Genomic DNA, 20,740 nt, shown 5'->3' with positions numbered 1-20,740 from the left:
AGGAGTCAAAAGACATGGCCTTCTCCGTCCAGATGCCAGCCCTAGGTGAGAGCGTCACCGAGGGAACTGTCACACGGTGGCTCAAGCAGGAAGGAGACACGGTCGAAGTCGACGAACCCTTGCTCGAAGTCTCCACGGACAAGGTCGACACCGAGATTCCGTCTCCCGTCGCCGGCGTCCTGACCAAGATCGTCGCGCAGGAAGACGACACCGTGGAAATCGGTGGCGAGCTCGCCCAGATCGGTGAAGCCGGCGAAGCCGCAGCACCCGAGGCAGAGGCACCCGCCCCCGCCGCAGAGGAAGCTCCCGCCGAGGAAGCCCCGGCTGCCGAAGCTCCCGCCGAAGAAGCTCCCGCCGCCGAGGCACCCGCTGCTTCCGGCGGTTCCGCTGAAGGCACCGCCGTGACGATGCCCGCCCTCGGCGAGTCCGTCACCGAAGGCACCGTCACCCGCTGGCTCAAGGCCGTCGGCGACGAGGTTGCCGTCGACGAGGCGCTGCTCGAAGTCTCGACCGACAAGGTCGACACCGAAATCCCGTCCCCCGTCGCCGGAATCCTGCTCGAGATCAATGCGCAGGAAGACGACACCGTCGAGATCGGTGGCCAGCTGGCCGTCGTCGGATCCGGCGCACCCGCCGCGGCTCCGGCACCCAAGGCCGCTCCCGCAGCACCGGCCGCTCCGCCGGCACCCAAGGCTGAAGCACCGAAGGCAGAAGCACCGAAGGCTGAGGCACCCAAGCCTGCTGCCGCACCGGCCGCACCCGCTCCGAAGCCTGCTGCAGCTCCCGCACCGGCGGCCGCACCCGCAGCTTCCGGCGACAGCAGCCCGTACGTCACCCCGCTCGTGCGCAAGCTCGCCACGGACAACGGCGTCGACCTCGCGACCGTCACCGGCACCGGCGTCGGCGGCCGCATCCGCAAGCAGGATGTGCTCGCCGCTGCGGAGGCCAAGAAGGCTCCCGCCGCCGCTGCTCCTGCTGCAGCACCCGCGGCCGCACCGGCCGCCACCGCAGCCGCAGGCGTCCGACCGGAACTGGCACACCTGCGCGGAACCACGCAGAAGGCCAACCGTATTCGGCAGATCACGGCCACCAAGACGCGTGAGTCGCTGCAGAACACCGCTCAGCTCACGCAGACCTTCGAGGTGGATGTCACCAAGATCGTCGCCCTGCGGGCCCGCGCCAAGGCCGGCTTCATCGAGCGCGAAGGCGTCAACCTGACGTTCCTTCCGTTCTTCGCCAAGGCAGTCGTCGAGGCGCTGAAGTCACACCCGAACATCAACGCCAGCTACGACGAGGCTGCCAAGCAGATCACCTACTACGACGCTGAGCACCTCGGCATCGCAGTGGACACCGATCAGGGCTTGCTCTCCCCCGTCATCCACAACGCCGGCGATCTCGGCCTTGCCGGTTTGGCTCGCGCCATCGCCGACATCGCGAAGCGTGCACGCTCGGGTGGCCTGAAGCCGGACGAGCTCTCGGGTGGAACCTTCACCATCACCAACATCGGCAGCCAGGGCGCGCTGTTCGACACCCCGATCCTGGTACCGCCGCAGGCGGCCATGCTCGGAACCGGCGCGATCGTCAAGCGCCCGATGGTGGTCACCGACGAGAACGGCAACGAGTCCATCGGCGTTCGCTCGATGATCTACTTGCCGCTGACCTACGATCACCGTCTGGTCGACGGCGCCGACGCCGGCCGATTCCTCACCACTGTGAAGCAGCGGTTGGAAGAAGCCTCGTTCGAAGCTGATCTGGGCCTGTAAGCAACTGCTCGGCCGACCGGGGCGTCATCTCCATCAGGAGGTGGCGCCCCGGCTTTTTCAGTACGGTCGGATATACACGGTCGGATATCGAAGCAGGCTGAATCGAAGGAGGCTTTCCGAATGCGAGTAGTCATCGCCGGCTCGTCCGGTTTGATCGGAACGGCCTTGGTGTCATCGTTGCGCTCCGACAACCACGACGTCGTACGTCTCGTGCGACGCTCGACCGCTGGACCCGACGAATCGCGTTGGGACCCGGACCACGACCGTCTGGACCTCTCCGTCCTGCAAGGCGCTGACGCCGTCGTGAACCTCTGCGGCGTCGGCATCGGCGACAAACGGTGGTCGGGTTCCTACAAGCAGGCGATCCGTGACAGCCGCATCGTCGCGACCGATGTCCTGGCCGAAGCTGTCGCAAGTCAGAAGGTTCCCGTACTCGCCAACGCGAGCGCCGTCGGCTACTACGGCGACACCGGCGACAAGATCGTCGACGAGGATTCGCCGGCAGGCACCGACTTTCTCGCCACGACGTGTCGCGATTGGGAAATTGCCACCGAGCCCGCACCCAAGGCGGGAGCCCGCGTGGTCAATCTGCGCTCGGGCGTCGTGATTTCACCCCACGGCGGCATGCTCGGTCGGCTTCGGCGCCTATATTCGTTCGGTCTCGGCGGGCGACTGGGCAACGGTCGCCAGTACTTTCCGTGGATCTCACTCGAGGACGAGTGCGACGCGATCAAGTTCGCGCTCACGAATTCCGAAATCTCCGGTCCCGTCAACCTGACCGGTCCGGCACCTGTCACCAACGCCCAGTTCAACGACGCCATGTCCCGTGCGGTCCACCGACCGGCTCCCTGGATCGTTCCCGGGTTCGCGCTTGAAGCGTTGATCGGAGAATTCGCCAAGAGTGGCATCCTCGGTGGCCAGCGCGCCATTCCCGCGGCCTTGGAAAAGGCGGGATTCTCCTTCCGCCACAACACGATCGGGGAAGCGCTGGCGGCCGCACTCGGATGATTCCGAAGTCGGGCGTAATCTCTACGTCCATGAGCAGCGCTGACGTTTCCGCCCGGTTCTCGAAACTGCCGATCGCCGTCGAGCAACTCGGTTTGATCGACTACAACGCCGCGTGGGACCGCCAGCGTGAGCTCGCGGCAGCGCGGGCAGACGACATCGGACCGGACACGCTACTGCTCCTCGAACACCCGCCGGTGTACACGGCAGGACGACGCACGGAACCCGAAGACCGTCCCGTCGACGGCACACCTGTCATCGACGTCGACCGCGGCGGGAAGATCACCTGGCACGGCCCCGGCCAGCTGGTCGGATATCCGATCGTGAAACTGGCCGAGCCCATCGACGTGGTGCGATATGTCCGACGCATCGAGGAAGCACTGATCACGGTGTGCACGGACCTCGGCCTGAACTGCGGGCGCATCGACGGCCGCTCCGGCGTCTGGCTGCCTGCCGAACTCGCAAACGGGCAATGGAAGCCCGAGCGCAAGGTTTCTGCCATCGGCGTGCGCGTCCAACGGGGCGTGGCACTGCACGGCTTCTCCCTGAACTGCAATTCGGTCCTGACCGGATTCGACAACATCATTCCCTGCGGCATCCGTGACGCCGGGGTGACGACGCTGTCGCATGAACTCGGTCGCGACGTCACCGTGGACGAAGTCACTCCCGCTGTGACCGAGGCAGTGATCGCTGCTCTCGACGGAACCATGCCCGTCACCGAACGGAACGTCGAGCGCGTCACCTTCGAAAGCGCCTCGCCTACTCCGACTTTTACTACCGTTCAGTACAGCTGACGGGCTCGCCCGAACCCCGTTGCAGTAATCACCGGGCGTAGGATCACTGTCGTGACTATCGCCCCAGAAGGACGTAAGCTGCTCCGTCTCGAGATCCGAAACGCGGAGACGCCCATCGAACGCAAACCCAACTGGATCAAGACCCGCGCAAAGATGGGCCCCGAGTACACGGAACTCAAGGGCCTGGTCAAGCGTGAAGGTTTGCACACCGTCTGCGAGGAAGCAGGCTGCCCCAACATCTACGAGTGCTGGGAAGACCGCGAAGCCACATTCCTGATCGGCGGCGAGCAGTGCACACGCCGCTGCGACTTCTGCCAGATCGACACCGGCAAGCCCGAAGCCCTCGACCGCGACGAGCCCCGTCGCGTCGCGGAAAGCGTTCAGGCCATGGGGCTTCGGTACTCCACGATCACCGGCGTCGCCCGCGACGACCTCCCCGACGGCGGCGCCTGGCTCTATGCCGAGACCGTCCGCAAGATCCACGAACTCAACCCGGGCACCGGCGTCGAGAACCTGGTTCCGGACTTCAACGGCAAGCCGGAACTGCTCGACGAGGTCTTCGCCTCACGCCCCGAGGTGCTCGCACACAACCTCGAGACCGTCCCCCGCATCTTCAAGCGGATCCGTCCGGCATTCCGGTACCAGCGCAGCCTCGACGTCATCACCGCAGCACGCGACTACGGACTGGTCACCAAGTCCAACCTGATCCTCGGTATGGGCGAAACCCCTGAAGAGGTCACCGAGGCGATGGCAGATCTCCACGCCGCCGGTTGCGACATCCTCACCATCACCCAGTACCTGCGCCCCTCGCCCCGGCACCACCCCGTCGAGCGGTGGGTCAAGCCCGAGGAGTTCGTCGCACACTCCAAGGCTGCAGAAGAGATGGGCTTCGCCGGCGTCATGGCCGGTCCGTTGGTTCGCTCGTCGTACCGCGCCGGCCGCCTGTATGCGCAGGCCATGGCACATCACGGCCGTGAACTGCCCGAGGCGCAGCGTCATCTGACCGAGGGCGGAGACGCTTCCCAGGAAGCCAGCTCACTCATGGCGCGCCTGAATCGCTGATCCACTTTTTGCTGTGCGCCTTTATTAACCGCGGGCGGTTAGTAAAGGCGCACAGCAATGGACGTATCCTGGGTACATGGCGAACGGCAGCAAATCCGGTAAGGGCAAACCCACCAAAGAGGCAAAGGCTGCAGCGAAGGCTGCCCGCAAGCAGGCTTCCAAGGAACGTAGAACTCAGCTCTGGCAGGCATTCCAGATGCAGCGCAAGGACGACAAGCTCCTCCTTCCGCTGATGATCGGCACCCTCGTCGGTGCTGCTCTGGTCTTCTTCCTGGTCGGTCTCATCTGGGGCCTTCAGTGGTTCCTGCTGCCGATCGGCATCGTTCTCGGTCTCCTCGGCGCGTTCATCATCTTCGGTCGCCGCGTCCAGAAATCGGTGTACAAGAAGGCTGAAGGCCAGGCCGGTGCCGCTGCGTGGGCACTCGACAACATGCAGGGCGCGTGGCGCGTCACGAATGCCGTCGCCGGCACCACCCAGCTCGATGCCGTTCACCGCGTCGTCGGACGGCCGGGTGTCATCCTCGTCGCCGAGGGTTCGCCGCAACGCGTCAAGGGCCTCCTCGCGCAGGAGAAGAAGAAGACTGCCCGCCTCATCGGCGACACCCCGATCTACGACATCATCATCGGCAACGACGAGGGCCAGGTTCCGCTCTCGCAGCTCCAGCGCTACTTGAACAAGTTGCCCCGCAACATCGACACCAAGCGCATGGACAACATCGAAGGGCGCCTCGCTGCGCTCAGCGCACGCGGCGGCGGAGCAGCGCTTCCCAAGGGCCCGATGCCCGGAGGCGCGAAGATGAAGGGAATGCAGCGAACCATTCGTCGTCGCTGACACTCCCCCACAGCAAAACGAAAGACCCGGGCCCATACGGACCCGGGTCTTTCTTCGTTCGAGAAGTTTGTGTCAGCGCGACTTCACGAGCAAAGTGCCGGTCGCGCGGTCCTGCATACCGCGACCGTCGATGTCGGTGATGGTCGCGGGAATGACGAACACCAACAGCGCCTGACGCCCCAACGCGCGCACGAAGCCCACACGGATCGGGCCTTCGATTCGCGCAACCTGAAGTCCGAGGACGAACTGCCCCGGGGTGAAGTTGAACAGCGCCACGGTGACGACACCGACGGCGAACCACACCATCAGTGTGACCGTCGAGGTCATACCGTCGAAGAAGTCTCCGGTGATGAGCGAGGCCACTCCCACGGCCATGACCCAATCCACCAACAGTGCGGCGATACGACGACCCGAACCGACCAGCGAACCCGGCCCCTCCTGAGGGAAACCGAGGAACTCGCCACGGTACGACTGCTCACGGCCGTCCGCGCTCTTCGGCAAAGCTGCTTGCGGCCCAGAGAGCCAAGTTCCGGTGATACGTGCCATGCTGTCCAGGATAGGCGTCGCAGCACCGTAGTCCAGATTTGCCGGGTTTTAACTGTGTGGCCGGTCACATGGACTTCGGAAATCCCCAGGATGCTGCGACGCGTAACACTGCCGAAACAAAGGGTTGACGAGCGGGCAACACCAGCTCCCTACCGTCTGCCTCGACGGATTCAACCGACATCACTTGGCTGAAGCGACTTAAGGAGCACAAGCGTGGCGTTCACCACGGCCGAAGAGGTCATCAAGTACATCGCGGACGAGAACATCGAGTACGTCGACATTCGGTTCAGCGACCTGCCCGGCGTCCAGCAGCACTTCTCGATCCCGGCGTCTGCTTTCAACCAGGACGTGTTCGAGGACGGCCTCGCATTCGACGGATCTTCGGTCCGCGGATTCCAGTCGATCCACGAGTCCGACATGATGTTGCTTCCCGACGTCACCACGGCGCAGATCGACCCCTTCCGCAAGGCGAAGACCCTCAACATCAACTTCTTCGTGCACGACCCGTTCACCCGTGAGTCCTACAGCCGCGACCCGCGCAACGTTGCCCGCAAGGCCGAGGAGTACTTGGTCAGCACCGGCATCGCGGACACCGCATTCTTCGGCGCCGAGGCCGAGTTCTACATCTTCGACTCGGTTCGCTACGACTCCGGCATGAACTCCGCTTTCTACGAGCTGGATTCCATCTCCGGTTCCTGGAACACCGGCGCTGAGACCAACGCCGACGGCTCCCCGAACCTCGGCTACAAGGTTCGCGCCAAGGGCGGCTACTTCCCCGTCGCTCCGTACGACCACTACGTGGACCTGCGCGACGAAATCTCCACCAACCTGACCAACGCGGGCTTCGAGCTCGAGCGCGGCCACCACGAGGTCGGCACCGGCGGACAGCAGGAGATCAACTACAAGTTCAACACGCTGCTCGCAGCCGCTGACGACCTGCAGCTGTTCAAGTACATCGTCAAGAACACCTGCTGGCAGCACGGCAAGTCCGCGACCTTCATGCCGAAGCCGCTCTTCGGTGACAACGGCTCGGGCATGCACGTCCACCAGTCCCTGTGGAAGGACGGCAAGCCCCTCTTCCACGACGAGTCCGGCTACGCAGGCCTCTCGGACATGGCTCGCCACTACATCGGCGGCATCCTGCACCACGCTCCGTCGCTGTTGGCCTTCACCAACCCGACGATCAACTCGTACCACCGTCTGGTGCCGGGCTACGAAGCCCCCATCAACCTCGTGTACAGCCAGCGCAACCGCTCGGCAGCTGTCCGTATCCCGATCACGGGCAACAACCCGAAGGCAAAGCGTCTCGAGTTCCGCGCACCCGACTCCTCGGGTAACCCGTACCTCAACTTCGCTGCACAGATGATGGCCGGCCTGGACGGCATCAAGAACAAGATCGAGCCGATGGCTCCGGTCGACAAGGACCTCTACGAGCTTCCCCCGGAGGAGGCTCGCAACATCCCGCAGGCTCCGACCAGCCTCGAGACGGTCATCAACCGCCTCGAAGCCGATCACGAGTACCTGACCGAGGGTGGCGTCTTCACCACCGACCTGATCGAGACCTGGATCTCGCTCAAGCGCGAGCAGGAAATCGCTCCGGTCAACCTGCGTCCGCACCCGTACGAGTTCGAGCTCTACTACGACGTGTGATCCGCATCCTGACGTAAGTCAGACCTGCGAGTACCGAGTCCACCCGTCCCGCTTCTGCGGGGCGGGTGGACTTGTTTCGGTCCGAGGGAGACCCCTCGGGCAGATGATGACCGGCCTTCATTCCGGACGCGGTCGAATCGCGGATCAGCCGCGAGCACGTTCGCCGATGGCCGCATTGTTGACGATATGGGCGATTCGACCTGCCCGTGTTGCGTCTCGAGCGGCACAGACTATCCACCACAGCATCTGTTTGCGGGCGCTGGGCGGAAAACTGTCCCAGTTGCTTCGAGCTTGCGGGTCCAGGTCCAGCGCCGCCTGCAAGTCAGATGGTTCCTCGAGGTCTTCGACTTGGTCGAGAATCGTCCACCAACCAGTGGATTTCGCGGCAGCAATGGCACCACGACCAGCAGCGGTCATGAGGCCACGCGCCTCCATATCCGCTGCGCGTTCGCGGTTGAGTCGGGTCCAGGAACTCTTGCGTCTACGCGGCGTGAACAGTTGCAAATTGCGCTCTTCGTCGAAGATGGTGTTGGTGGAATCGATCCAACCAAAGCAGATGGCTTCCTCAACGGCCTGAGGGTAGGGGCAGCGTGGTCGGCTGGTGGTGGTGCGCCAAGAGCACAACCACACACCTCGGCCTGACGTGTGATTGTCCGTCAGCCAAGTTCGCCACTGTTCCCGAGTCTCGGCGTGGATGATCGGGTAGTCGAACTTCCACGTCGGGGGGTGGATGGAAGCCGGCGATGATTTCGAATTGGTCACTTACTCTCCAAGCTCACAGGGGAACGGATACGTGTCTCGATAGACGAGGGGCCTGCGCGGGGAACACGTCCCCGCGGCAACCTGGACATGAATGGTTCTGTCGCACAATCCTCTTCTGACTGTCATGGTGGCGAGACCCTGAGGTGAAGGGCGAGCCGACTGACGGTGTCGGCAAGCTCGGTTGGTTCGATGACGACCACTGGGGCGGTGAGCGCAATGCGCGCAACCGTCATGGCGAGCCTGCCGAGATCTTCGCTGCGGATCTCGACAAGGCAGCGGTCCGCTGCCACCTCGATCGGTGTGTGGTCTATCCATCTGAGTACGCCCTCGAGGTCGGCGAACGTAGCTTCGATGGCGAGTTTTGCATCGTGGTGACGGGGTGGCGAGCCGACTGATCTCGCGACGAAGGCTGCCGCGTCACCGCCCGGGATCTCGCGTGGCGTGAAATGACTGCCTGCCAGCCAGGGCTCCGAGAGCCGGTCCAGTCGAAATGTTCGCCAATCCGCACGATGGTGGTCCCATGCTACGAGGTACCAACGACGTCCCGCCGTGACAAGGCGGTGCGGCTCGACGAGCCGTCTGCTGCTCTCGCCGTCACCTCGCCGGTAGTCGAAACGAACGTGCTCGTGGTCGCGACATGCCGCAGCGAGCACACTGAGTGCTTCGGGGTCGACGATGTCGTCATCTGCCCGCCGCATGGAACTGACGCTCGAATGCAGTGCCGACACACGTCGGCGTAGTCGATGGGGCAGGAGTGCTTCGATCTTGGTCAGCGCGCGCAGCGATGTTTCTTCGATGCCTCCGATGGCGGCCTCGGCGGCGTAGCGCAGTCCGACGGCTACCGCCACGGACTCGTCATCGTCGAGGATCAGGGGCGGCACGTGTGCCCCCGTTGCAAGTCGGTAGCCCCCGTACTTTCCGGACGTGGAATCGACCGGATAACCGAGGTCGCGTAGGCGATCGATGTCGCGGCGCACCGTCCGCTGCGTGACATCGAGTCGTGCGGCAAGTTCGGCACAGTGCCAGAAGCGATGGGTCTGAAGGAGCGAGAGCAATTGCAGTGCTCGGCCTGTGGGATCGTTCCGCATTTCTTCAGATTGCCAGCGATCTAGGACTTTATGTGTCCACGATGCTCCCTAACGTCGGAGCAACCGGTCGATCCAGACACGAGATCGGTACTCAACTCAAAGGAGCATCCGTGAATCCATCCGACTTCCCCAGGCCCGTCCTCATCCAAGTCAACGGCGTGGAACTCGAAGTCTTCGAAGCAGGGCGACACAATGCCGGGAAACCCATCGTGTTGTGTCACGGATGGCCAGAGCACGCCTATTCCTGGCGACACCAGGTGCCCGCCCTTGTCGAGGCGGGCTACCACGTCATCGTCCCGAACCAACGCGGCTACGGCAATTCATCACGCCCGACCGAAGTGACGGACTATGACATTGAACATTTGGCGGGTGATCTCATCGCACTTCTCGATCACTACGGCTACGACGATGCCACCTTTGTCGGTCACGATTGGGGTGCCTTTGTCGTGTGGGGCCTTACCCTGTTGCACCCGGACCGGGTAAACAAAGTGATCAACCTGAGCCTGCCCTACCAGGATCGCGGAGAGCAGCCCTGGATTGAGTTCATGGAAGCCGTGCTCGGCGGTGATTTCTACTTCGTCCATTTCAATCGACTGCCGGGCGTCGCGGACGCGGTGTTCGAAGACAACACCTTCCGGTTCCTCCGCAACCTGTACCGGAAGAACGAACCCCTCAGGGAGCCTCAGCCGGGTATGGCGCTGATCGATCTCGCCAGAGCAGAGACACCACTCGGTGAGCCTCTGATGAGCGATAGCGAATTGGCCGTTTTCGTCTCCGCCTTCGAATCGACAGGATTCACGGGCAGTGTGAACTGGTACAGGAACCTTGACCGCAACTGGCATTTGCTGGCGGAGGTGGACCCGATTATCCAACAGCCCGCACTCATGATCTACGGCAACCGTGACGCGATCGTGAGGGCTGAGAACCTGACAGAGTTCGTGCCCAATGTGGAAGTAGTCAATCTCGACTGCGGTCACTGGATCCAGCAAGAAAGACCCGAAGAGACCAACCAAGCGATCTTGAACTGGCTGGAGCGGCAGGATGCCACATAGTTTCAAGGCTAGGTGCGGGTCTCAGTGAAAATGTCAGTCTCATTCAAGTCCGATAGGGGGCGTGATCCGGACCCACCTTGTGTGTATCAAGCGGATTGCTGAGCTCGGATGTGGACGAGTCGGTAAGAGTCGGTGGCGGTTTCGATGATGTTGCCGCCGCAAGGTGAGCCGATCCACGATGGCGGCGCAAAGTCGTGGTTCGGTGAACGTTGTCGTCCAGCCGGAGAACGACGCGTTGGAGGCGATGGCGACGGAGTTCTTTTCCTCCCGTTCGGTCAACACCTGAAAAAGCAGCTCGGCGCCTCGTTTGTCGAGTTCCATGTAACCGAGTTCGTCGATGCCGAGCAGATCCACTCGGCCGTAGCGGGCGGTCCCGACCACCCACTGCCAGTTGGCCCAGGCCCAACCAGTTCCGGCATGGCCTGGATGGACGTTGTCGCCTGCTGCATCGACAAGAGCCTCTCGCCACATTTCAAATCGCCTCGGATCCAACAAGTTACCGGGCTCCGGAAGCGCGTCTACCTCTCCGACTCCACTTTCGCGAGTTAACGAGAGCGTCGGAAAACAAGCCATGCACTCAACCCGGCGATGGGCACAAGCCAAATCCCGAAAAAGAAGGCGACTGCTCGCCACACACCGATTCGCCCGGACACGGAAACCACATCGGCCGTTCCGACAAGGCACAGGGAAATCCATATCAAGGCGAGAATGAATCCGCCGCCGTACAGAAGAACGAACGCCCCGAATCCGTCCATGCAGTCCATTCCACTGTCGGCGCAGTCCTGAAGCCCCGCCGCACCGAGTAGAGAAATGTTCACAGTGGCGATGCTACGGACCAGGGCGTCCCGAACTTCCGAACGACCCGGCGGATTCGGCGATGCGAACCCCGCTCAGCCCGAACAAAGTAGAAGCCCCACCCCCGTGGGGAGGGCGGGGCTTCATTCGATCCGGCGCTCACGCACAGTGGGAGGGTGGTGGACATGCCGGACCGACGACACGGCAGGGAGTCAAGCTGCCGCGCCCAAGCGCTGACCTGAAGGAATGCGCCTGAGATTGTGGTTACGAGAACCATCAAACCAGACAAACTGGACGCATGTTCAGGAATCGAAAGATTCGACCCCGCACGTCAGAAAAGATCTCACTGCACCCGATAGGTTTCGCTACGGCCAGGATCAACCAACCGCCGCATGATCTCGTACGCACGGTCCGGATCCGTGTACGGCGGAATCATCATCAGAACGAGTTGACGACCATAGATGTCGTCGAGATACATCAAATCGTGAGGCTGGCCAGGGTACGGACCCCGCACTTCCAGTCCGTCGACCTCGTCGATACGACGCTGCGCGCTGCTGATCGTGTTCCAGTCGAACGCAACCCGCGCGATCGGCCCCAACCTCAGCGAAAGTGCGGATATCAGATCGTGAAGCTCCGCCGTGACGTTGGTGGTCCATGGGAACCATGCGCCGTCTACCGATGCCTTGACGGCGCCTTGACCACGAAGCAGGAACCGCGGAGTCCGCGTCGGCGACGGGAAAGGTTGCCCGACATGGCGCTGCGGCGCTTCCATTGCATAGTCGAGAGTGCTGATGTGCGCCATGACGAGGCTCCTTAACGGAGGATTCGTGGAACCGTCAGGCAGAGGCGCCCGGTCGTGGGTTCCATACTTTCAGGCTACTCCGCTGCGCAATCCCGACTACGCATCGACGGAAATGATCACGCCGGTGTCGCCGTACGGGAACGGACCATTACCGATGTGACCGAGGGTGTTGAAGAATTTCGAAATAGGCACCATCACACCGTATTTCGCGTTCACTTTGCTGCGGATCTCGTCGAATTCAGGTCCGCCGCTCACCAAGTGAGCGGTCCCGGCAACCAGCAAAGAGCCGTCGGCAACCTTTCCGTGGTTGTTGCACGGCACGACGGTGACGCGTGGGTTGTTCCGCAGCCGCTTGGCCTTACCCGATTTCGAGGAAGTCCAGAACCCGATACGTCCGTCCGGCAATTGGCGTATGCCTCCACAAACTCCATGACCATGCACACGAATGAACTTTCTATGCCTCGCGCGTTTCGAAACGGACAATTATCCGGACGAAGATGAACAACAGGTGCCGAGTGATGGAAATGTCGCGGAACGACCACGTCTCAGGTCGATTTGTGGCCCGCAGGTGTTGGAACATGACTTCTCGTGAATGCGGAACTCATCGTTCTCCTCGTCGTCGTCGTAACCGCTCTGGGGTTCGACTTCACCAACGGTTTTCATGACACTGGCAACGCTATGGCCACGTCGATTGCAACCGGCGCCCTCAAGCCCAAGGTGGCAGTCGCTCTGTCTGCTTCCTTGAACCTGGTCGGAGCTTTCCTCTCGGTAGAGGTTGCTGCCACCGTGGCCAAGGGCGTGGTGAACCTCGGAAATGTGGGTGGCCAAGCGCTGCTCACCATCGTCTTCGCCGGCCTTGTCGGCGGCATCATCTGGAACCTGGCAACGTGGTTGCTCGGCATCCCCTCGAGTTCCTCACACGCACTGTTCGGCGGCCTGATCGGCGCCGCCATCGCGTCCCTCGGAATGAGCGGTGTCGCCTGGAGCGGCGTGCTCAGCAAGGTTGTCATCCCCGCAGTTCTCGCTCCCGTCGTAGCCGGCTTGGTTGCAGCGGCCGGAACCTGGCTCATCTACCGCATCACCTCCAACGTCGGTGAGGAAACCAAGGACAAGGGTTTCCGACTCGGCCAGATCGGTTCGGCTTCACTCGTTTCCCTCGCCCACGGCACCAACGACGCTCAGAAGACAATGGGCGTCATCTTCCTCGCCTTGGTCGCCCATGGAACCATCTCCGCCGACGCGGACATGCCGTTCTGGGTCAAGCTCACCTGCGCACTCGCGATCGCTGCCGGAACCTACCTCGGCGGGTGGCGAGTCATCCGCACACTCGGCAAGGGCCTGGTCGAGATCGCCGCGCCGCAGGGCATGGCGGCCGAAGCATCTTCTGCTGCCATCATTCTCACCTCCAGCCACCTCGGTCTTCCACTCTCGACCACCCATGTGGCGACGGGTTCCATCATGGGAACCGGTCTGGGACGCAAGGGCGCCGAGGTTCGTTGGGGCGTCGCCGGACGCATGGCGGTCGCCTGGTTGATCACTCTCCCGTCCGCTGCGATCGTCGGCGCTCTGTGCTGGGGACTGGCCAACACCGTCGGCGGCCTGCCCGGTGTCCTGGTCGTCTTCGCTGTGCTCATCGCATTGGCCGGTTGGATGTATCTGCGCTCCCGCAAGGAGCCCATCGATCCGAGCAACGTCAACGCCGAGTGGGACGGCGGCCTGGTGCCTGCAGAGGTCCCCGGTCCGGACGCCCGCGTCACCACCGACGTCAAAGCCTGAAAGAGGGAATCGACATGGATATCTTGAAAAACACCGTCGACTCGCTCTGGCAGGTCGTACTTGTCGGCCTCTTGCTTGGCGCCGGACTTCCGGCGATCTTCGCAATCGGCCTGAAGTCCCTCGATGCCGGGCAACGTGGCAGTGGCGGCGGGAGCACTGCCGTCGCGGCTCGCAGTCCGTTGGCCGTGGCAGGCGCAGTGGTGTGCTTCGCGGTAGTGCTCATCGCAATCGTCACCGGAATCCTCTTCATCATGCAGGGCTTCCTCAGCCACACATTCGGCATCGAGATCTTCTGATCCCTTGCGCCCTCACGAGCGGAAAGACATCACCGTGACTGCACCGACTCCATCCCTTCCTCAGTCCATTCTGGAATGGCTTCGCGCCGGCTACCCCGAAGGCATACCGCCCAAGGACCGCATTCCGCTGGTCGCATTGCTACGACGCAAGCTCTCGGACGCGCAAATTCGAGACATTGCCATCGGCGCTGCACTCGCAGAACTGAGCGACGTCAACAGCGACCAGGTGATCTCTAGCGACGAGATCAGCGCTCAGATCGCCGATCTGACGAGTCAGACTCCCTCGGACGAGGACATCGCGCGCGTTGCCTCCGTCCTGGCCGCCGCCGGGTGGCCCCTCGCTGATCTCGACAACGACTGAAGCTCGATTCGTTGAGTCTTCCACCACTTCTGGCTTCGATACTCGGCTGGCTGCGTGCCGGGTATCCGAACGGCGTGCCGGAGCAGGACTACGTCCCTTTGATGGCCCTGCTCCGGCGACAACTGTCCGACGACGAGATCGCCGTTCTTGCCGACGATCTCGTCGCCGACTTTCCGGTTCCGGTCGATCCGATCGACTTTCCCGGTTCGGTCGATCCGATCGACTTTCCCGGTTCGGTCGATCCGATCGACATCGGCGTCCTCATCACCAAGGTCACCGACGATATTCCGCACGAATCGGACGTCGCCCGGGTACGTGAACACCTGATTCGTGGAGGGTGGCAAATCGACGCGCAACCTCCGGTCGACGACGCATGACGGCACTACCTGAATCAGACCAGTTTGATAACGAAACGGTAACGGAGCCGTCGACGTCAATACAGACCACTTAGTGTCATCAGGAATTCCGTGCCTCGGGGGGCTCGGTCGGATTTCGGTGTGCAAGCACCTTTGGGGCGGGAGTAATACATGCACGAGGCTCACACAGATTTGGCGAAGAACCCAGATATTTCGAACCCGGATGATTCGAGAAACCGCATTTCGAAACGAATCAAGCGTCGGATCCTCGGCCTCGCCGCGACAGCACTCGCACTCCCCCTGACCGCAGGCCTGATCAGCGGATCAGTAGCGACCGCAGCGCCCGCGCGCACCGCCCCGGCCGGTGGATACGAGGAAGTGTTCGTCGACTCCTCGATGGGGCCGATCAAGGTTCAGATCCAGTGGGCTTCGCGCGGCGGCAACGCGGCGCTCTATCTTCTCGACGGTCTACGAGCACGCGACGACCGAAACGCATGGAGTTTCGAGACCAACGCTCTCGAGCAGTATCGCGGCGACAACGTCACCCTGGTCATGCCGGTCGGCGGGCAGTCCAGCTTTTACTCCGACTGGTATGCGAACAGCAATTTGAATCGCCAGCCGGTCACGTACAAATGGGAAACCTTCCTCACCCAGGAACTTCCCGCATATCTGGAATCGCGCGGCGTCTCCCGAACCAACAACGGTGTGCTCGGATTGTCCATGGGTGGCAGCGCGGCACTGACGCTCGCCGCCTATCACCGCGATCAGTTCAAGTTCGCCGGATCGCTCTCGGGATACCTCAACATCTCAGCTCCCGGCATGCGTGAAGCAATCCGCGTGGCCATGGTCAGCGCAGGGTCCTTCAATGTCGATGCCATGTGGGGACCGCCATGGAACCCCGCTTGGCTCCGCAACGACCCCTTCGTGTTTGCACCCGAGCTGGCTGGGCTCTCTCTGTACATCTCCGCCGCGAGCGGCCTACCCGGGCAGTTCGATCAACCGCGTCGTCCCGTCGACTTCGTGAATACCGGTAGCGCCATCGGCCTCGAAGCCCTTGCCCTGATGAACTCACGGGCATTCCAGCTGCGCATGAACTCCCTGGGAATTCCGGCAACGTACAGCTTCCCGGCCAACGGCACTCACTCGTGGCCGTACTGGGGCGCGGAACTGTGGAAGGCCCGAGGCCAGATCCTCGACACCCTCAACGCTTGGTGAACTGACAACGACTCGATCACCGACAATCGCAGGCCCCGACCGAATTTCGGTCGGGGTCTGCGTCGTTCGAAATCAGAGCGCGGCAAAGAGATCCACGGTATTGCCGTCGGGATCGAGAAGAACGGCGTAACGCTGGCCCCACACGGCATCAAATGGCTCTTTGTGTCCGGGGAAGTCGGCTGTGATGCGCTGATACGCCTCGTCGACTGCAGCGGGTGTCCCGAAATCGAAGGCCAAAGCGACGGGGTGTCGACCTTCCCCGACAACGAAGTCAGGATCGAAGCTCGCGATGGTGGACAGCGCGTCCCAGGCCAGCCGAAGCCCACTGTCGAAAGTGAACTCCACGTGTGGAGCGTCAGCGGGTGTTTCCGGAATGTCGAGCCCGAGGGTTCGGTAGAACGCGAGGGAACGCGCGAGATCGTTGGTGACGATTCCGACGAGATCGAGTCTCGGAGAGACGGACACGGTATTTCTCCTGTTTCGGGTCGAGAAGTGATCGGCGAGTGTGTGACGATGATCTGATGACCGGCACTGACACCCTCGCTCTTGACGGTAGTCGGACGGTAGCGTCGAGTCTTGAACAAAACGGCCACACCTATGTCGAGACTCGGATCACCGGTTCGGCCGGCCTCTTCAGTTGCGCGTGGAAAAGCACTACTGACCCCCATGCGCCCACGGAGGCAAAGCGGATTCTTCCCGATCTCTGCGCAGACTTCATCGTCGACAGCACCGGAAAGTCGTGGCTCGTCGGACCCGCAACCGGTGCCGATCTGGTTTCGGTCGCCGCCGGTACAACCATGTGGGGCATCCGGATCAATCCGCCGGCTCTGCGGAGCCTGCTCGGCACAGCGGCCGACGCGGTGCAGGATTCGAAGATCGCCTTCGACGACATCCTCACTTCCAGACAAGCGCGGGTACTTGCCGACGCCCTTAGCCACGAGGCAGTCGACGCTCACCTACTGGGCCAGTTGTGGCGCGGACTGGAACCCGACCACGGAATCGAGCGTGGTTACTCCGCGCTCATCTCCTCCCCTTCGACTCCGATACGAGAGATCGCCGCAGACCTCGGTGTTTCCGAACGTCATTTTCGACGCTCGATCACGTCGTCGATCGGGCTGTCCCCCAAAATGATTCAGAAAGTGCAACGTATCCAGGACGTGTTGACTCTCAGCCGCGATGCAAATCTCACGCTGTCGTCGCTGGCCGGTCGCGCCGGCTACGCCGACCAAGCCCACCTCGCGCGCGATACGCGAGCGCTGACAGGCCTGACACCGACTCAGCTACTGCGCGAGCACCGATAACGATGAGCGAAGACCTGTTCTCCGCCCTCGATCACCTGACTGCCACGTCAACTGTCGTGATCGATCGCCCCCGAGGGTCGGCACACCCGCGTTACCCCGCTGCGATTTATCCGCTCGATTACGGCTATCTCGACGGGACCGTCAGCGCGGACGGCGACGGGATCGATCTGTTCCGAGGCTCTGCCGTCGGCAACGGCGTTGTTGCCATGGCCGTTATTGCCGACATCGACAAGAAGGACGTGGAAGTCAAGATCCTTCTCGACTGCACTGCCGATGAAATCGGCACTGCCGCAGCATTTCTCCGCGACACTTTGGGTCTCGGTACCACTGTCTTGCGGCGCGAAGTCAGCTGAGTTCGTCGAATCGCGGAACAAGATGCTCCGCAACCCACTTCGCTTCCTCGATCAGCGGCCAACCTGCCAGGATCAGTGCAGTCAAACCGGTTCGGCCGCGAAGCGTGCGTACCGAGTCCGTGATCGAATCGGGATCGCCGACGTAGTACACCGCCGATGACCCGGTGCCGAAGATGTCGAGAGGCGACCACGCTGTGATACCCGCGTACAGCCCGTCACCGACGTACAACTCCTCCGGTTCCGGAAGTCGGCCGGAAGCAATCTTGTCGGCCCAGCCCTGTCGCTGTGCGTCGCGAGCGGTGAAAGTCTTGAGGTCTTGCTTCCCCTGAGTACGACGACGCACTGCGTTGTCCAAGACATGAGCGATCTGCTCGACGCCCGTCTTCTCGAACAACGAACGGAACCGGTCGTGCGCCTGCGCCTTGGTGGGGCGAACGATCACCCCGGTCAGCGCACCGAAGTCGGTGAACTCGCGCCCGGCTGCCTCCGCCGCCGCCCGTGCGGCAGAGAATTTGTCTTCGATGAACGAAGTCTCGCGCAACATCGCCAGATAGGTGTCGAGCACCTTGCCTGAATTCGCCAGGCCTGCAGGCGAATCACCGGTACCCCACAGCGGAACCTGATGCCCAGCGGGCGCATCGATACGCAGTGGTGTGTTGGGAAAGTTCGACTCCGTGCCTTCGGCGTAGATGCGGCGGAAGTCCGCCCAGTACTGCTCCCCCAACTCGTAACGCTCGTCGTGGGGCACGTTCATGTCGTACTTGGTCAGGATGTTTTCGCGTCCGTTGACCGAGTTGATCAACAGTCGGCCACCGCTGAAGGCGTCGAAAGTCAATGCCTTCTCCGCCAGCAGTCGCGCCGGCGTCATGTTCGCGTAGACGGCGACAAGGAACTTCATGCGCGTGGTGTGCGCTGCCGCCCACGTCGCCGAAATGAACGGATCGTTCGGCCAGGTGGCAACAAGCGCACCTTCGAATCCGCCGTCGTCGATGGTCTTCGCGAGCTCGATCTGCCTGGCCCCGTCCACGGGGAACAGCCCAGCGGGGCTCCACGGGTAGTCCCCGTCGGCCTGGGTGAGATACCAGAATGTCTTGACGCCCATCAGTTCTGCACTCCAGCCGGCAGGTCGAACGATTCGATTCGGGCACGTGAGCGGATGGTGTCCGCATTCACGGTGTAGAGCGCGTCGAGGTACGCGACCGCGAAAGAACCAGGACCTGAGGCATTTTCCTCGGCGATCTCCGATGCCACGGCAACATGCGTATGCGCGGCAACCAATCCGTCAAGCGCGGTCGGCGTCACGGCGAGGTAGGCAGCGACCAGGCCTCCCAGAGAGCAACCGGTACTGGTCACGCGCGGCAACAGAGCGCTGCCACCGGAGACTCGGATGCCCCGAACGTCGCCGCCACGATCGCGGCCGACGATGTAGTCGACCGGGCCCGATGCCGACACGGCACCCGCATGCTTCAGAAGTGACAGAGAGGCGGGCACTGCGTCGGCGGAGTCGGAGGCACTGTCGACGCCGCGGGTGTCACCGCCGAGTCCGGCCAGAGCGATGATCTCCGATGCGTTCCCGCGGATGGCGCTGGGGTGAAAGCGCAGCAGATCCACAGCGATACCGCTCCGCCAGGGTAGTCCGCCGACACCGACTGGATCCAAAACCCATGGCGTACCGGCAGTTCGGGCCGCTTCTGCGGCAATCAGGAAGGCTTCGGCTGTCCCGTCGTCCGGCGTTCCGAGGTTGACGAGCACTCCCCCGGCGATGGCAGCGAACCCACCCGCTTCATGAACGTTGTCGATGTGAGCGTTGCTTGCGCCGGCAGCGAGCAGAACATTGGTCAAGAAGTTCGCCGAAACGATGTTCGTCAGCGACTGGACGAGCGGTACCTGATCGCGGAGTGCGTCGATCGCCGACGCGACGGTTTCGACAGAGACAGTGTCAGACATGAGAATTCCTTCAGGACGGGAGGTATTTGGGGACTGCGGCGATTCAGGACCGCGGACATCGCACATCCGGATTCGCGCCACCGGGCTCACTGCCGACAACCATCGGCAAAACCGGATCTGCAGTCCATTCCTCTAACGAACCGTCGTAGACTTTGACGTCCGCGTGGCCGCTGCGGATCAGCGCAAGTGCGGTCAAACACGCCGAAACTCCGCCACCGCAATAGATCACGACAGGGCCGGTGGCGGTTGGTAGAACGTCGGCCGATTTCGACAAGACTTTCTCGACCGGAAGCATCCGGGAGTCGGAGTCGAGAAGACTCTTCGCGGACAGATTCACGCTTGACGGAATGTGTCCGCGTCGCGAGTATCGCGTCTTCTCGGTTCCCTCGTACTGCTCAGGCGCGAGAGCGCACACCAGCGTTCCGGCTTCGCCTCCGCTGGACAGCGACGCAACGCGAGGTAAATCGACCCACAGACCCAGATCCGTCACGCTCCAACGCGTCGACGCCGACGTGTGGGTTTCGTCGTCGCCGCTCGCGAGCGCGAAGCCGCGTCGAGTCCATTCGGCGAGGCCACCGTCGAGAACTCTTGCTTCGATGCCGGCGTTGCGAAACACCCACCAGAGCCGTGATGCCCAGGTGGTCGATCCCTGGTCGTAGATCACGATTGTCGCGCCCGGCTCGATACCACTGGATTGGAGATCGGAAACCAACTGCTCCGTTGACGGGCGTGTGAAATGCAGCGCCGCTTCCCTTTCGGAGAAGACGTCCATGAGGTCGACATGTCGCGAACCCGGGATGTGCGAGGAGACCCAGCCGCCGTATCCGGATTCCGGGCGGTAGTCGCCGTCAAATCGCGCGGGAGGAAAATGAACCGTCGCGTCGAGCACGGCGACGCCTCCCTCACGCCACATCGCGTCGAGTTCAGCGGCACTCACCAGCGGCGACGCGGTCTCTCCAGCCACTTCGGACCCTCTCCCTCGGA

General features: G+C 62.5%; 24 protein-coding genes and 1 pseudogene. 14 read left to right on the top strand and 11 right to left on the bottom strand.

The features are described from left to right. Nucleotides 1–14: 14 nt before the first annotated feature. The 5 genes from sucB to ABX74_RS00625 all read left to right on the top strand — a co-directional run bounded on the left by sucB (nt 15) and on the right by ABX74_RS00625 (nt 5,456). Nucleotides 15–1,763, top strand: a complete 1,749-nt coding sequence (gene sucB, locus ABX74_RS00645) for a 2-oxoglutarate dehydrogenase, E2 component, dihydrolipoamide succinyltransferase (protein ID WP_047888020.1) — start codon at nt 15–17, stop codon at nt 1,761–1,763. Between the two features lie 120 nt (nt 1,764–1,883). Beyond that, nucleotides 1,884–2,771, top strand: a complete 888-nt coding sequence (locus ABX74_RS00640) for a TIGR01777 family oxidoreductase (RefSeq protein ID WP_047887992.1) — start codon at nt 1,884–1,886, stop codon at nt 2,769–2,771. 29 nt (nt 2,772–2,800) lie between these two features. Then, the gene (lipB, locus tag ABX74_RS00635; protein WP_029538295.1) at nt 2,801–3,562 is read left to right on the top strand and encodes a lipoyl(octanoyl) transferase LipB; all 762 of its coding nucleotides are present in this window, start codon (nt 2,801–2,803) and stop codon (nt 3,560–3,562) included. Between the two features lie 51 nt (nt 3,563–3,613). After that, on the top strand, nt 3,614–4,624 hold the full coding sequence (lipA, locus tag ABX74_RS00630; protein ID WP_003941610.1) for a lipoyl synthase: 1,011 nt from the start codon (nt 3,614–3,616) through the stop codon (nt 4,622–4,624). A gap of 76 nt (nt 4,625–4,700) precedes the next feature. Next, entirely contained in the window at nt 4,701–5,456 is a 756-nt protein-coding gene (locus ABX74_RS00625) for a DUF4191 domain-containing protein (protein WP_003941625.1), read from the top strand. Nucleotides 5,457–5,528: 72 nt separating this feature from the next. Here the strand turns inward: ABX74_RS00625 and ABX74_RS00620 are convergent, their stop codons facing one another. Beyond that, a complete protein-coding gene (locus tag ABX74_RS00620; protein WP_047887991.1) occupies nt 5,529–6,002 on the bottom strand; it encodes an RDD family protein in 474 nt (157 codons plus the stop codon). Nucleotides 6,003–6,215: 213 nt separating this feature from the next. Here ABX74_RS00620 and glnA point away from each other — a divergent pair, with 213 nt between their 5' ends. Next, nucleotides 6,216–7,652 carry a type I glutamate--ammonia ligase gene (glnA, locus tag ABX74_RS00615; RefSeq protein ID WP_003941609.1) on the top strand — a complete coding sequence of 479 codons (1,437 nt, stop codon included), beginning with the start codon at nt 6,216–6,218 and terminating at the stop codon, nt 7,650–7,652. A gap of 144 nt (nt 7,653–7,796) precedes the next feature. On the opposite strand, the gene ABX74_RS00610 is transcribed toward glnA, so the two are convergent. Both ABX74_RS00610 and ABX74_RS00605 read right to left on the bottom strand, forming a co-directional pair. Continuing rightward, nucleotides 7,797–8,414 (bottom strand): YdeI/OmpD-associated family protein, encoded by a 618-nt coding sequence (locus tag ABX74_RS00610; RefSeq protein ID WP_047887990.1) that lies wholly within the window; start codon nt 8,412–8,414, stop codon nt 7,797–7,799. Nucleotides 8,415–8,536: 122 nt separating this feature from the next. Further along, the gene (locus ABX74_RS00605; RefSeq protein WP_020969896.1) at nt 8,537–9,502 is read right to left on the bottom strand and encodes a helix-turn-helix transcriptional regulator; all 966 of its coding nucleotides are present in this window, start codon (nt 9,500–9,502) and stop codon (nt 8,537–8,539) included. A 110-nt stretch (nt 9,503–9,612) separates the two neighbouring features. On the opposite strand from ABX74_RS00605, the gene ABX74_RS00600 reads away from it, so the two are divergent. Continuing rightward, nucleotides 9,613–10,554: an alpha/beta fold hydrolase gene (locus tag ABX74_RS00600; RefSeq protein WP_047888019.1), complete on the top strand. Its 942-nt coding sequence runs from the start codon at nt 9,613–9,615 to the stop codon at nt 10,552–10,554. Nucleotides 10,555–10,640: 86 nt separating this feature from the next. Here the strand turns inward: ABX74_RS00600 and ABX74_RS00595 are convergent. The 4 genes and pseudogenes from ABX74_RS00595 to ABX74_RS00580 form a co-directional block, all read right to left on the bottom strand. Further along, nucleotides 10,641–10,923: pseudogene (locus tag ABX74_RS00595) on the bottom strand (ATP-binding protein); the annotation flags it as partial. 176 nt (nt 10,924–11,099) lie between these two features. Then, entirely contained in the window at nt 11,100–11,372 is a 273-nt protein-coding gene (locus ABX74_RS00590) for a hypothetical protein (protein ID WP_223257792.1), read from the bottom strand. Nucleotides 11,373–11,692: 320 nt separating this feature from the next. Further along, nucleotides 11,693–12,151, bottom strand: coding sequence for a DUF5994 family protein (locus ABX74_RS00585; RefSeq protein WP_003941615.1), 459 nt, complete (start codon nt 12,149–12,151; stop codon nt 11,693–11,695). Nucleotides 12,152–12,247: 96 nt separating this feature from the next. After that, a complete protein-coding gene (locus ABX74_RS00580) occupies nt 12,248–12,556 on the bottom strand; it encodes a pyridoxamine 5'-phosphate oxidase family protein (protein ID WP_019748929.1) in 309 nt (102 codons plus the stop codon). 183 nt (nt 12,557–12,739) lie between these two features. On the opposite strand from ABX74_RS00580, the gene ABX74_RS00575 reads away from it, so the two are divergent. From ABX74_RS00575 to ABX74_RS00555, 5 genes are all read left to right on the top strand, one after another. Beyond that, on the top strand, nt 12,740–13,927 hold the full coding sequence (locus tag ABX74_RS00575; protein WP_047887988.1) for an inorganic phosphate transporter: 1,188 nt from the start codon (nt 12,740–12,742) through the stop codon (nt 13,925–13,927). 14 nt (nt 13,928–13,941) lie between these two features. Continuing rightward, nucleotides 13,942–14,223: a hypothetical protein gene (locus ABX74_RS00570; RefSeq protein ID WP_003941641.1), complete on the top strand. Its 282-nt coding sequence runs from the start codon at nt 13,942–13,944 to the stop codon at nt 14,221–14,223. 34 nt (nt 14,224–14,257) lie between these two features. Continuing rightward, nucleotides 14,258–14,584, top strand: a complete 327-nt coding sequence (locus tag ABX74_RS00565; RefSeq protein ID WP_020908123.1) for a DUF3349 domain-containing protein — start codon at nt 14,258–14,260, stop codon at nt 14,582–14,584. 11 nt (nt 14,585–14,595) lie between these two features. Then, nucleotides 14,596–14,961 (top strand): DUF3349 domain-containing protein, encoded by a 366-nt coding sequence (locus ABX74_RS00560; protein ID WP_020908124.1) that lies wholly within the window; start codon nt 14,596–14,598, stop codon nt 14,959–14,961. Nucleotides 14,962–15,111: 150 nt separating this feature from the next. Beyond that, complete coding sequence (locus ABX74_RS00555) at nt 15,112–16,155, top strand: alpha/beta hydrolase (protein ID WP_020969902.1); 1,044 nt, start codon at nt 15,112–15,114, stop codon at nt 16,153–16,155. 72 nt (nt 16,156–16,227) lie between these two features. Here ABX74_RS00555 and ABX74_RS00550 read toward each other — a convergent pair whose 3' ends face one another. Further along, nucleotides 16,228–16,620, bottom strand: coding sequence for a VOC family protein (locus tag ABX74_RS00550; protein ID WP_019748934.1), 393 nt, complete (start codon nt 16,618–16,620; stop codon nt 16,228–16,230). A 56-nt stretch (nt 16,621–16,676) separates the two neighbouring features. Here ABX74_RS00550 and ABX74_RS00545 point away from each other — a divergent pair, with 56 nt between their 5' ends. Then, nucleotides 16,677–17,456 (top strand): helix-turn-helix domain-containing protein, encoded by a 780-nt coding sequence (locus ABX74_RS00545; RefSeq protein ID WP_202022306.1) that lies wholly within the window; start codon nt 16,677–16,679, stop codon nt 17,454–17,456. Between the two features lie 2 nt (nt 17,457–17,458). Further along, nucleotides 17,459–17,809, top strand: coding sequence for an inorganic pyrophosphatase (locus tag ABX74_RS00540; RefSeq protein ID WP_047887987.1), 351 nt, complete (start codon nt 17,459–17,461; stop codon nt 17,807–17,809). Here the strand turns inward: ABX74_RS00540 and ABX74_RS00535 are convergent. From ABX74_RS00535 to ABX74_RS00525, 3 genes are read right to left on the bottom strand one after another with little or no spacing between them, the layout of a single operon-like run. Next, entirely contained in the window at nt 17,802–18,911 is a 1,110-nt protein-coding gene (locus ABX74_RS00535; RefSeq protein ID WP_047887986.1) for an LLM class flavin-dependent oxidoreductase, read from the bottom strand. The genes ABX74_RS00540 and ABX74_RS00535 overlap by 8 nt on opposite strands. Next, nucleotides 18,911–19,756, bottom strand: a complete 846-nt coding sequence (thiM, locus tag ABX74_RS00530) for a hydroxyethylthiazole kinase (protein ID WP_047887985.1) — start codon at nt 19,754–19,756, stop codon at nt 18,911–18,913. The genes ABX74_RS00535 and thiM overlap by 1 nt, the downstream gene beginning before the upstream one ends. 43 nt (nt 19,757–19,799) lie before the next feature. Further along, nucleotides 19,800–20,720 carry a sulfurtransferase gene (locus ABX74_RS00525; protein WP_082148433.1) on the bottom strand — a complete coding sequence of 307 codons (921 nt, stop codon included), beginning with the start codon at nt 20,718–20,720 and terminating at the stop codon, nt 19,800–19,802. Nucleotides 20,721–20,740: the final 20 nt, after the last annotated feature.

It is taken from the genome of Rhodococcus sp. ARP2, assembly GCF_001029585.1.
Lineage (GTDB): Bacteria > Actinomycetota > Actinomycetes > Mycobacteriales > Mycobacteriaceae > Rhodococcus_F > Rhodococcus_F erythropolis.
Note: the sequence above shows the minus strand (reverse complement) of the source record. Positions and strands in the feature narration are given on the sequence as shown.